This window comes from Nostoc sp. PA-18-2419, assembly GCF_005869855.1.
Lineage (GTDB): Bacteria > Cyanobacteriota > Cyanobacteriia > Cyanobacteriales > Nostocaceae > Nostoc.
In genome coordinates, this window is sequence record NZ_SZNH01000051.1 from 23,380 (window position 1) to 35,789 (window position 12,410).

Below are 12,410 nucleotides of genomic sequence, written 5' to 3' on the forward strand. Positions count from 1 at the left end.
ATTGATTTTTCCCCATTTTCCATTTAATTATTACTCTCTACTGCTTTTAGTACTCGCTGTAAAACCTCCTGGTAAGCATCCTCTACATTGCCTAAATCACGACGAAAGCGGTCTTTGTCCATTACCCGGCGGTTTGAGTCTTGTTCTGCTATATCCCACAAACGGCAGGTGTCGGGGCTAATTTCATCCGCCAAGAGCAACTGCTGTTGTGAGTCCAAACCAAATTCTAGTTTGAAATCCACTAGGGTAATGCCGCACCGTTTCCAAAAATCATTGAGAAACTCGTTGATTTGCAATGCTAGATGTGTAATTGCATCGACTTGTTCCGGTGTGGCTAGTTCTAGCAGGTACAGCCGATCGCGTGTTAACAAAGGATCTCCTAATTGATCGCTTTTGTAATAAAACTCTACCAAAGGCTGTTTCAGAATTGTACCCACTGGTAAGCCAGTTTGTTGACACAGACTGCCAGCAGCAATATTTCTAATCACTACTTCTAAGGGCAAAATCTTTACTGCTCTCACTCGCATCTGATTCGGGGCAGGACTATCGATAAAGTGAGTTTTTATACCATTTGCCTCTAATTGTTTAAAAAGCTGGCTAGAAATGCTACAATTAATTTCTCCTTTTCCTTGAATACTGCCACGCTTTTGCGCGTTAAATGCCGTGGCATCATCCTTAAAATCAGCCAACAAGACTTCCGGTTGGTCTGTTGTATAAAGAATTTTCGCTTTTCCTTCGTATAGCTTGGAATTAACAAACATAGTGGCACGTAAAGTTCTAGGCGAAGGACAAAAATTGTCCTTTGAGGCTTCACCATTTTATCTTTAGTTATTAACCATTAGCTATCGGGGATTGGAGACTCAGGATCAGTAGTGTTGCAAGGCAAGTTTGGGGAGTTTAAAAGTATTAAAGTGCGCTTTGAGGGCAAGTTGGATTTTTGATTGAAAAAATCTCAAATCCAAAATTGCATGACTCCCTACTCCTTGGATTCAATCCTTGCCTATAAATATAAAAATAGTTGTAAAAGTCTAGTTTTTGGGTTAGTGGTTAACGGTCAGGAGGCGATTACTAAAGATTGACAACTCAATCTCTAACTTTTAACAGAGGACAATTGAATTTAGTAGGTAGTAAGTTTTTCATGTGTAATTTATTGATTGAGAATTTACTGGTAATTATTTTTGCAAAGATAATTATTTAATAGTCTAGTATATATTAATACTGAGTAAATAGGGGTTTTAGCGAACTTAATTACAATCTGAATTTCATAAATTAAGATGAGATAAATTGACAATGGGAGGAAGTTAAATATTCTCTCTAGTCGCTTTGGTGGAAACTTTATTTGTCAAGTTTACAGTGGAAGTATTTCAAGCTTTATCCTTTAGCTTCAATATCTGAATCGACCAATTTCCACATCAACGCTTGGAAATGGAGTTTAAAGATTCGGTTTCCCCAGTCTGATAAAAGAAAAATTGGGGTAGTTAGTGATTCAGCTTCCAAAATTCAAACAAAAGAGAATTTAATAAATGGAGAGAAAAATAGTGAATAAAGATGATTTTCTCTATCCTCGTGGCCGCTACTATGGTCAAGTAAAGCCAGAAAACTTAGTTTTTAACGCAAATCTACAGGAATTTGCCCAAAAAGTAAGCTACATTTGCAACTTAGAAACAGGTGGAAAACTGCCTCCAGATGAAGCTTACGACCAAATAAAGGATCTATGGAAGCAGTTGAAACGCTCAAAAAAAGAGTTGAAAATCGGTGAAGACCCGTTTCAAAATAACGGGGAGGTTGAAGATTGAAGCAGGGACTAGGAAGATAAGGGGGATGAGGAGAAGTCTTTCCCCCCTGCCCCTGTGCCCACCTGCCTCTTGCCATATCCAATAACTACTTAGCAAGCATTGTCCAAATACCATCCCAAAACTCTGGAGGTGGGGTTTGTAGGTAATTACAAGCACGTTCTAAATGGATATTCACAGCTTGGTCTTCAGGTTTGATGCGTTTAGCGGCTCCAAAACAAGTGATCGCTTGTGAGAAGTTGCATGATAAATAAGCCGAGCGTCCGGTATGATAGTGAAACAAAAACTCTTAAGTGTTGGCATCTAAGGCAGTACTGTGATCGCCAATTAGCTCGTAAATATTTACTGCTTGGTGCTTGCCTTTGACTCGAATTCTATCCAACTGACGCACCTAAATGCGATTGCTGCAAAGTTGGTAAGTAAATTCACTTATTTAAAAATACTGATTCAGCAGCCATACCACTTCAGCTGCACCGATATTTTCTATAAGTGTTGTGTAGCCACGAATATCTGAAAAGAAGATGGTTACTTCCTTGCACTCACCATTAAACCGTCTTCCCCCAAAGCCATAACTTGTTTATCTACATGGGGTATCAGGTAGCGGGACATGGTAGTTTTCATCCGTTTTTCCTGACTAATGTCTTCTAACACACCAGGGCATGGGGGGAGTGTGGGAGGTCTGGGAGGATGGGGAAGAAATCTTTCCCCCACAGTCCCCACACTTCCCTATCTCGTCATCTTCCCCATCTCCCCTATTTTGTCAATTGTTGAGAAAATGTGACCTTTTGATAGTAATTTTGTAACTGGCAAGTAGCAGCTGGCCAACCCCAAGTTTCTGCTTCCTGGCGAGCATTTTGACGGATGATATCTCGTTGTTGTTTCTGCTCTAAGAGGCGGACAGTAGCGGCCAATGCTCCTTGAATATCTGCTGTTGGCTCAAACAGATATCCATTAACTCCATCTGTCACAATATCAGGGATTCCTCCAGAACGGGCTGCTACTACCGGACAGCCAGCTGCCATTGCTTCTAGTAGTACCAAGCCTAGTGTTTCAGTTCGTGAAGGAAAAATAAAGGCATCAGCACTGGCGAAGGCAGAACCTAACTCTTGTCCTATAAGATACCCAACAAAATAAGTGTTTGTCCCAGCAAAGTGTTTTTCCAATGCTTGGCGGTGCGGGCCGTCTCCAACCAATGCTAATCGCGCTTCAGGAATTGCTTCTAAAATTGGTTTGATGCGCTCAATTTCTTTTTCAGCGGAAAGACGCCCTACGTAAAGTAGTAAGGGGCTTTCTGGATGATTTTGCGATAGACGCGATCGCATCTCTACACTAGCTAAATCGGGATGAAACAATTCTGTATCCACCCCACGCTGCCATAAATCTACCCGTTCAATACCGTGTGCTGACAGCTCCTCCATCATCGCTGTGGAGGTACACAGATTCAAAGCTGCTTGATTATGAGCGCCTTTGAGTAGTTCCCAAAGCAGCCCTTCTAGCATCCCCAAGCCGTAATGCTGAAGATACTGGGGTAAATGGGTATGATAAGAGGCAACTAAGGGTATTTTGAGGATTTTACTATAAAATATCCCAGATAAACCCAAAACTGCTGGATTCACGACATGAATAATATCTGGCTGAAACTGTTCTAAGGCGTAACCAATGGCTGGGCGGGGAAGTGCCATTTTTAATTCTGGATACAATGGCAGAGGAAAGCCAGTAACGCCGTAAACTTTAGCGCCTTTATGTTCTGTGATTCCTCCCTCAGGGGCAATCACTAGCACTTGATTACCATTGCGTTGTAGATGGTCAACGGTGTGGCGCAGGCGCGTTACAATCCCGTCAACCTTGGGTAAAAAGGTTTCGGTGAATAAAGCAATTCTCATAAAAAAACTATTCAGTCCAGGCAGCTAATCTCAGCTTTTCTTGCGTTTCGGTCTCAAACACAGAGTAAACTGTCTCCCGTGGTGTAATCAATTGTGTACAGTCAGACTTAATGTTTTGCCGCTGTTTTTGTACAAAGTCTGAGATGTCCTCAATGTTTAAAATCCAGTCTTTGGCGTAAGCAGCTAAGACTCGACCGCGTAACCCTAGCTGAATAGCCCGTCGTTCTAATTTTGTTCCCAATGGGTCATGGTCTGGGTCCCATTGCAAGCGAACTTGTGAGTGCTTTAATGCTGTCTGCCAAGCACTTCTGTCGAGATAAAGTTCTGAAACAAAGCTCGAATGAACAGCGGCTTTTAAAATTTCATCAAAAGCCGAACGCTTAATCCAAATAGCTAACACTACCTCTTGCCCAGTTTTTGTACGCCATCCAGAACGATACATCATCCAGAGAAAGTTAGGTTTGATCCAACTCATCCGGTCAAAACTGAACTCACCACCAAAATAACCGTGGGTAGCGGCAAAGTTACCAATAATCGTACGATAAGCCTGATAAACAACAATTGACTGGTCGTCATATTGCGCTAAAACATGGCGACCAGTTTTCGGCCAGCGATTTACTTGAGTTAAATAGGGTTCTGTTATCAGCCGCACGTAGGTAAACTTTAACTTCTGTGCCAAGAAACTTTAGGCAGAATTTGTTTTTTATCGACTCGTTTTTGATACTTAACTGCAAAGTTTAACAGAGAATCAAGTAAAGAATCAGAGAGAAAATGAGGCTGTAGACCTAAATCCAGCAATTTGGTATTTTTAGCGTTAAAGTAATGTTCTTCTTTTTCAACTCTGGGATTATCTAGGTTATTGATTTCTACATTTAATCCCATTGCATTCCCAGCTTTTTTCACCATTAATGCCAACTCACCAACGCTAAATTGTTCGGTAAATTGGTTAAATACGCGGAATTCACCAGCTTCAGCAGGATTGGCGATCGCTAATTCCACACATCTTACTGTATCCCGGATATCTAAAAATCCGCGAGTTTGTCCACCTTTGCCGTAAACAGTGAGGGGGTGTCCAATCGCTGCTTGAATGCAAAAACGGTTCAATGCTGTACCAAACACGCCATCATAATCCAGCCGATTAATTAATAATTCGTCCATCCCCGTTTCTTCGGTTAGAACGCCATAAACCACACCCTGATTTAAATCTGTTGCTCGCAATCCCCAAATCCGGCAAGCAAAGTGGATGTTATGACTATCATGGACTTTGCTTAAATGGTACATTGAACCAGGTTGCTTGGGATAAGGTAGGGTATCCTTGCGTCCATTGTGTTCAATGGTGATGTACCCTTCTTCAATGTCGATGTTGGGTGTACCGTATTCACCCATTGTCCCCAATTTCACCAAATGACAATCTGGGAAATCTTCGCGCATAGCATACAGTAAGTTCAACGTACCGACTACATTATTTACTTGGGTGACAACTGCATGTTCGCGGTCAATCATCGAAAATGGAGCCGAGCGCTGTTCGCCAAAATGCACTATGGCATTTGGCTGAAATTCATGTAATGCTTTGTTGAGAAATTCGTAATTGGTAATATCGCCGATGAACAGGTCGATAGATTTACCAGCCAAATCTTGCCAGCGCTGGAGGCGTTGCTGAATTAGTGCGATCGGTGTGAGAGTTTCAACACCAAGTTCATTATCCCAGTGCCGCCGCACCAAACTATCTAAAATTCCAACTTCATAACCTCGATTGGAAAGGTAAAGAGCAGTTGCCCAACCGCAATACCCATCGCCACCAATAACCAGGACTTTCATCTTCACCAGTTTTTACTCGCTGATAGCTAAATCTATCAGGTTTGTGTCCCCTCTCAATCATCATTCTGAGAGAAATGTGGATTTGGGAGAACTAGGGACTGAGGATTGGGATTCAATTCTACCCAATACTCAATCCTCTGTAGCTAATGCTCGAGACTTTGAAATCGATAATGCTGGGCAATGTAATAAAACAAACGGTAGTACTTTGGAAATTCTTGGCTGTTGCTTCGTCCTTGCCAGTAGTATTTCACTTGATTGTGAGTTAGTGTCAATGTCATTGAACCTACTTGTTGAGCGACTTCTACAACCAACACCCCAGATATTCCTTGAGCAGTCTGAAAGTTCGATTTTATCTTTTTCCCTGACTCTGGATCTTTGTCAATCGAATTTGGCAACTGTTGACTTGCCCACCCGCGAATTTCTACTGAGTTATTCTGCGGTGAAATAAACCCAATTCCATCATCATTTTCTGGAGCTGGCAAAGAAGTCCAATTACTCGGATATGGAAACTCAAAACCATAACGAGAGTTGCTATAAGTTTTCCAGGCGATCGCTTCAGGGTTAAAATCAGTCGCACTACAACCACATAGGATTATCAACAAGGCAATGGCTCTGCTAACACCAAAACCAAACCGATAAATTTTTTGCCCCAAACTACAGGTTTTATTAGCAGTAGCCATTTAGATTACGCATTTTACCAAAGTCACTGATTTTATAGAAATACCAGAAACTTAAATCAATACCTTCGCCAATTTACGAGTTATTATTCCCAAATCGAGAAGTTGCTGAATAAACTGCACCGTACAAACTCTCATTAAAAATTCAATATTCTTTCAGAATATTTACTATTCTCTTTTTATTTATCAGTAGAGAAGCTTATAGAAAGTGCTTGATCACACAATTTATATCCAGTGCATCTCAACTAGCCGAGCCAACTTTGGAGCTTTTTCACATCAAAACCAACACATCTTTGCGATTTCCACCAAATCTTTCTGTAATTTGCATCGGTAAACCAAACGACCAAAAACCACCAGATATCGATGTTTCTGGCTTACCAGATTCGGATGTGGCATCTCGCATCCACGCCCAAATTTGGATAAATAGGGATGAATACCATATCACCGATTTGAGCAGTTCTAACGGTACGTATGTTAACGCTCCAAGTAATTAAAAAATAAGCCAAATCAGGCAATTATTGCTTTATGAGTAATCTATGTTACAAAAAAAACAGTATGGCTAGTTATCAACAGCATCTTAGCTGTGACTGTAAATAAATGTAACGAAACTGCCGTCAAAACGTTTTGCCGTCTTGACAAGGAATAGAAGAACCGATAACTTGATATACATACCCGGGTAAGACCGTTAAAGAGTTATATGCAAACGCAAACTAAGCAAAAGGTCACTTTGTATTTATCGCCAGAGTTGCACAGAAAACTGAAGATTCGTTCAGCAGTTGATTGCCAACATATGTCAGAACTTGCCGAACGTGCCCTCGTTTTTTACCTATCTAATTCAGAATTAGTTGATGAAATAGAAGCTTCATCTTATGGGCGGACTCATAGACTTTATTCCTGCCCAACTTGTGATAGTTCACTAGTCTTGCGTGATGGGGAACTGGTTACTTTGGGAAATCAACCAGCAGTAGTTGGTCAAGAGCATCTTTCCATTGATGAAATGGATGAGGATGAAACCCATCCCAAGGGTGAGGAAGAGTTGGTTCCTTGCTAGATAGGAATGATGAATGACTATTTCATCATTCGGTTGGCTTTACAAAAAGCAATGTCTCTACTGTCTCTATAAGGTCTCAAGTAGGTCGATGTATGAAAGAAGAGCTCAATATCCTAATTCAAGCTCAATACCCTTTAATCTACCTTGTGACCTCCGAGGAAGAGCGGGCTGAGCAAGCAATTTCCGCCACCGCCCAATCGTTAAAGCCCCAGCGCCGAGTATTTGTTTGGACAGTAACACACGGCATTGTGGAGTACGGTCAACCCAGGAATGTCACCCAACATAATACCGTATCTCCAGAGGCGGCGATTGAGTGGATCATCCGGCAAAAAGAACCCAGTATATTTATTCTTAAAGATTTACATCCATTTATTGATGCGCCTGCAACGACTAGATCATTACGCGATGCGATCGCTAGCTTTAAAGGTACTCAAAAGAACATCATTTTGATGTCACCAATGCAGCAAGTACCTATAGAATTGGAAAAGGAAGTTGTAGTCCTCGACTTTCGTCTGCCAGATATGGCTGAGTTGAATAAAGTACTAACTTATCATCTAGACCAGCATCGTGGGCGGCGCTTAACGACAGAGGCTAGAGAAAAACTTCTTAGGGCAGCTTTGGGTTTAACTAAAGATGAAGCTGAGAAAGTCTACCGAAAGGCGCAGGTAACTACGGGTCGCTTGACAGAAGATGAAGTAGATATAGTTTTGTCTGAGAAAAAGCAACTAATTCGGCGCAATGGCATCTTAGAGTACATTGAAGAGGATGAAACCATTGATGCTGTTGGTGGCTTAGAGGAGCTAAAAAAATGGCTCAAGCAGCGTTCTAACGCATTCACAGAAAGAGCGAGAGAATATGGTTTGCCTCAGCCAAAAGGAATGTTAATTCTAGGGGTTCCCGGTTGTGGTAAGTCATTAATTGCTAAAACTACTTCTCGCCTGTGGGGTTTACCACTATTGCGGTTGGACATGGGGCGAGTTTACGACGGCTCAATGGTGGGACGAAGTGAAGCAAACTTGCGTAACGCCCTAAAAACAGCAGAATCTATTTCCCCAGCCATATTGTTTATCGACGAGTTAGATAAGTCTTTTGCTGGTAGTGCTGGCTCTTCCGATTCTGATGGAGGGACTTCTAGCAGAATCTTCGGTTCTTTCTTGACATGGATGCAAGATAAAAAATCTCCAGTATTTGTGATGGCAACCGCCAACCGAGTGGAAAGGTTACCTGGAGAATTTTTGAGGAAAGGACGCTTTGATGAAATTTTCTTTGTGGATTTGCCAACTCCAGAAGAGCGCCAAGATATTTTTAATATTCACCTAACCAAGCGCCGCGAAGACATCTCTCGATTTGACCTTGAGCAACTAGCTAAGATGTCCGATGGCTTTTCTGGAGCAGAAATTGAGCAAGCGATCGTTGCGGCGATGTATGAAGCTTTCGCCCAAGATCGGGAGTTCACCCAACTAGATATTATTGCTGCGCTGAAGGCAACATTGCCGCTGTCTCGAACGATGCAAGAACAAGTAACGGCTCTAAGAGATTGGGCCAGACAGCGAGCGCGTCCCGCAGCATCCTCCGTTGCTGAATATCAGCGAATGGAGTTTTAAAAGCTTTCCTCTGCCATCCCAGGGGGAAAGGCTAGCTTTAATGCTAGCAGTTATGAAAAAAGCCGCCTCCTGCTAAGTGCGGCTTCGCCCAAAACAAACCGTTGTCGTATTTCTCAATCTTCTCATTGGAGGAAACCCAAATGTCTCACTTTAGCACCCTGCGTACCAAGATCACCGATGCCGAAATCCTCAAAGCTTCTTTGCGCGACCTCGGTATCAGCGTAAAGACTGAAGCTGATGTCCGTGGTTATAACGGTCAGCGTGTTCGTTCTGACATCGTTGCCGTATTGGATGGCGAATATGACTTAGGCTGGTCTCGCAATAGCGATGGTTCTTTTGACCTCATCGCTGACCTGTGGGGCGTTGCTAAGAAGCACAACCAAACCGAGTTGATCAACTCGATTAACCAAAAATATGCTGTTAATAAGACCTTGGCTGAAGTAAAACAGCGCGGTCTACAAAACGCCAATGTGAAGTTGGTATTGCAATAACAATTTCTCTGCGCGTTCCCAAAGCTGCACGGGTTAACCAGACATTAGCGGTTAGCCCGCTTTTTTTCGGGACTGAGAAATCAATCTCAGTCCCTATTTTAATGGTTTATGATTTATTTTGCCCAAAAGGAGGAATTCCTGTTAGCGCCGACTGCGAAAACCCTGTTTTCCATTAACTTGGTCAAAGAGTACATCGTATTTATCAAAAAATGCAATTCCAGGATTTACAAATATACTCAATTGTGATTCTGGCGAGACACTCAAATTCCAGCGATTAAATCCGTCGCGAGTTCCTGGTATTAGACTGTAATCAAAAACACCATTCATTGCTACTTTCACTGTATTTGCTGAACTTAATACTCCTGGTTTGAGTTTACCTGCTGTAGAAGCTGACTTAAATTCAGTCAAACCATTAATAGTTCCAGTATCAGCGATCGCTGTACTGTTACAAGAATTTTTAGCAGAACTCCCAGTAAGAGTTAAACAAACTTTGCCCAGTCGAGAATCCCATCTGTTACCCGGTACACCATTAATTTCGGGCTGTTGACTCCAAGAAGCCATTTTGAAACCAACTTGATTCTCAGCAGTTAAACCGAGAATTAAACTGCCATTTTTGTTACTACCACCATTTCCAATGACGATAAATCCATTACTCAGATTGCCTGATAATTTTCTTAACGGGTTATAGGGAAGTGACTTTTCAAAATAGTTGACACCGACAATACCAGAAAATGGCGCGCCATTCTTTGCCGAACAATTAGGTTTTTGGGCAGTACATTGGCGATTAGTAACAATTTGTACGGGAACAGGTTCGGCGGCGGGAATCAATCCAAACCGGACATTAGTATAAACTAATTCACCTTCTAAGATAGTACCATCACTTAAGACCTCCTTGATATTTTGACCTGTTTTTTGGATGGGAGCATTACCTAAAAACTCTTTGGGAACTCTTAGCCCTGCTGAGCCTGTATCTAATAAAATACGTTTTGGCTGACCATTTGCGATCGCCACTTCGAGAAAATAGCCGCGAACGCGTTGACCGAGGGAAGGTTTTGGATATAAAGGTAAGGATATGGTGTCAAAAGTTGGCTTGCGGGGTGTATTTTGAGAGATGTCGCGCCGCACTGAATTAGGAAAAAGAGCCGCAAATGCTGACTGACGTTGCGCTGCTGGTTCAGGGGCAATATCCCAAAGGCTTTCGTAGTAGAAAAAGCCGATACCTAAACCGCGTTGTTGGATTGCTTCTACCTGGGATTTGATTTGTGGTATGGAAACTGGGCGATTTCGTAACCCCGCCATAATACCGATACCAGTTGGGATGACTTGTTGTGTTTCTAAAATTTCTGGGCGGGTAATTTGAGCAATAAAACTTTCTAAATCATTACGGTACACCTGCATCAGCAACTCATCGACAATACCCAACCTTACCCAGTTGAGCCAATCTTGCAGTTGCAGCTTGTAAGCAAAATCATAGTAATTGGGAGCAACCGAGAAGATAGCATTTGGTTTTCGGGCTTTTACAGTTTGGTAAAGGTCTACCATGAAGGCAGTAATTTTATCTGCTCGCCATTTTATCCATGCTTGGGCTTGGGGATTGGCTGGAGGTGGATTCCCTGTTTCTTGAGTATATAGACTAATTGTGTACTTATCGTAACCAAAATCTACAGGTAAACTCATATGGTCGTCAAATTGAACGCCATCAGCATCGTATAGAGTCATCACTTCCATCACGAGTCCGCGGATAAAGTTTTGTACTTCCGGATGAAAGGGATTCAACCACGCTACTTCACCCGCAGCACTAATTGAAGTTTGAGTTCCATCCGGCTTTTGTGTAAGCCAATCTGGATGCGACGATGTCAGTTCCGAAGTTAGAGGAACCATGAAACCAAATTCAAACCAGGGTATTGCTAGTAGTCCTTGGCTGCGGGCTTGAGTAATAATGTCTGCAATTACATCTTGTCCATCTGTTCCTTTGAAGAAAAAGGGAATACCCATTTTCTGCATTATGGCGCTGGGGTATTGTGTATAACCATCATTCCAGACTACTGGGTAAACAGTATTAAAGTTTAACTGCCGCAATTGGCTCATGGCGGCTTGTACCTGTGAACGATTTCTAAAAACGCTAAAATCGTTACCACTTAGCCATACCCCCCGAATTTCTTGACGAGGTTGAGTAGGTAGTTGGGCAACAGCAGGGGCAAAACTATTGAGTAATAATACTGCAAAGAATGATATTAGACATAATAATGGCAGCAGACGCTTTCTGAAAAGCCACCAAGCTCGATCAATCAAAGACGATATCTCTTGATTCGCTACTCCAAGCTTGCTTAGACCTAGTAGTATGCGTCTGTGCCCAAACTTAAATAGTAAGTTAGTTAGAGTTGGATTAATTTCTCTGCTTTTTTCCCAAAACTGAGTTGTCATTATTTCTGCTTACTCAACGCCGCTATAATTGGTTATATTTCATTCCATATAAATGTTAAATTACTGTACCAGGAAAACTGATACAGGAATTTAGCAGCAAGATAGTTGACGCAGCGATCGCGTTAGTGGTGCCAAATATACAGCATATTTGAGGTTTATGAGGTACAGTAGCAGCAATTAGTAAACCAATTTTTTAGATGTTTTGGATCAACTAGTTTCAGCGCAATTTTAATTAAACCATCAACGACAGATGAACTCTTGGGAGAAAATTGTTTCAGAAAAGCTTTTAATTGTGACCACCAATGTTCAATTGGATTGAATTCAGGAGAATAAGGAGATAGATAAAGAATACTTGCTCCCACTCCTTCAATCAAAAGCTTAATCTCTTCGACTTTATGAGCAGGTAGATTATCCATTACAACGACTGCACCAACCCATAATTGCGGAAGTAAAAAATGTTCTACAAAAACTTTATATGCATCTCCATCCATTGAGCCGTTTAAAGTCATCACGGCTAAAACTTTCTTTAAGCTAATTCCTCCGATTACACTTATTTTTGCTCCCCGGTAATATGGTTTAAAATTATACGCTCTAGTGCCGCGCTCGCTTCTTTGATGAGTCCTAGTTAAGCCAAGTAAAACACCCATTTCATCTATAAATACAAGGTCT

At 41.8% G+C, this 12,410-nt stretch carries 12 protein-coding genes and 1 pseudogene; 5 read left to right on the forward strand and 8 right to left on the reverse strand.

Going from position 1 to position 12,410, the window contains the following annotated elements:
- Positions 1 to 23: 23 nt before the first annotated feature.
- Positions 24 to 761 carry a phosphoribosylaminoimidazolesuccinocarboxamide synthase gene (purC, locus tag FCR06_RS29225; RefSeq protein ID WP_138506049.1) on the reverse strand — a complete coding sequence of 246 codons (738 nt, stop codon included), beginning with the start codon at positions 759 to 761 and terminating at the stop codon, positions 24 to 26.
- Between the two features lie 762 nt (positions 762 to 1,523).
- On the opposite strand from purC, the gene FCR06_RS29230 reads away from it, so the two are divergent.
- Complete coding sequence (locus tag FCR06_RS29230; protein ID WP_138506051.1) at positions 1,524 to 1,796, forward strand: hypothetical protein; 273 nt, start codon at positions 1,524 to 1,526, stop codon at positions 1,794 to 1,796.
- An 85-nt stretch (positions 1,797 to 1,881) separates the two neighbouring features.
- Here FCR06_RS29230 and FCR06_RS29235 read toward each other — a convergent pair.
- The 5 genes and pseudogenes from FCR06_RS29235 to FCR06_RS29255 form a co-directional block, all read right to left on the reverse strand.
- Positions 1,882 to 2,444 (reverse strand): annotated as a pseudogene (locus FCR06_RS29235) (hypothetical protein); the annotation flags it as partial.
- Positions 2,445 to 2,545: 101 nt separating this feature from the next.
- Positions 2,546 to 3,676, reverse strand: coding sequence for a glycosyltransferase family 4 protein (locus FCR06_RS29240; protein ID WP_138506053.1), 1,131 nt, complete (start codon positions 3,674 to 3,676; stop codon positions 2,546 to 2,548).
- 7 nt (positions 3,677 to 3,683) lie between these two features.
- Positions 3,684 to 4,355 carry a DUF4291 domain-containing protein gene (locus FCR06_RS29245; protein WP_223280348.1) on the reverse strand — a complete coding sequence of 224 codons (672 nt, stop codon included), beginning with the start codon at positions 4,353 to 4,355 and terminating at the stop codon, positions 3,684 to 3,686.
- Positions 4,340 to 5,494 carry an NAD-dependent epimerase/dehydratase family protein gene (locus tag FCR06_RS29250; RefSeq protein ID WP_138506055.1) on the reverse strand — a complete coding sequence of 385 codons (1,155 nt, stop codon included), beginning with the start codon at positions 5,492 to 5,494 and terminating at the stop codon, positions 4,340 to 4,342. Before FCR06_RS29250 ends, FCR06_RS29245 begins: the two co-directional genes overlap by 16 nt.
- Positions 5,495 to 5,637: 143 nt before the next feature.
- Positions 5,638 to 6,174 carry a hypothetical protein gene (locus FCR06_RS29255; RefSeq protein WP_138506057.1) on the reverse strand — a complete coding sequence of 179 codons (537 nt, stop codon included), beginning with the start codon at positions 6,172 to 6,174 and terminating at the stop codon, positions 5,638 to 5,640.
- Between the two features lie 209 nt (positions 6,175 to 6,383).
- Here FCR06_RS29255 and FCR06_RS29260 point away from each other — a divergent pair, with 209 nt between their 5' ends.
- The 4 genes from FCR06_RS29260 (at position 6,384) to FCR06_RS29275 (ending at position 9,317) form a co-directional block, all read left to right on the forward strand.
- A complete protein-coding gene (locus tag FCR06_RS29260; RefSeq protein WP_223280349.1) occupies positions 6,384 to 6,665 on the forward strand; it encodes an FHA domain-containing protein in 282 nt (93 codons plus the stop codon).
- A gap of 203 nt (positions 6,666 to 6,868) precedes the next feature.
- Positions 6,869 to 7,222: a hypothetical protein gene (locus FCR06_RS29265; protein WP_138506059.1), complete on the forward strand. Its 354-nt coding sequence runs from the start codon at positions 6,869 to 6,871 to the stop codon at positions 7,220 to 7,222.
- A gap of 92 nt (positions 7,223 to 7,314) precedes the next feature.
- Complete coding sequence (locus tag FCR06_RS29270) at positions 7,315 to 8,826, forward strand: AAA family ATPase (protein ID WP_138506061.1); 1,512 nt, start codon at positions 7,315 to 7,317, stop codon at positions 8,824 to 8,826.
- A gap of 140 nt (positions 8,827 to 8,966) precedes the next feature.
- Positions 8,967 to 9,317, forward strand: coding sequence for a DUF1257 domain-containing protein (locus FCR06_RS29275; protein WP_011321426.1), 351 nt, complete (start codon positions 8,967 to 8,969; stop codon positions 9,315 to 9,317).
- A gap of 141 nt (positions 9,318 to 9,458) precedes the next feature.
- On the opposite strand, the gene FCR06_RS29280 is transcribed toward FCR06_RS29275, so the two are convergent.
- On the reverse strand, positions 9,459 to 11,741 hold the full coding sequence (locus FCR06_RS29280; protein ID WP_138506063.1) for a glycoside hydrolase family 10 protein: 2,283 nt from the start codon (positions 11,739 to 11,741) through the stop codon (positions 9,459 to 9,461).
- Positions 11,742 to 11,896: 155 nt separating this feature from the next.
- A partial coding sequence (locus FCR06_RS29285) for a transposase (protein ID WP_138506065.1) occupies positions 11,897 to 12,410 on the reverse strand: 514 nt, incomplete at its 5' end.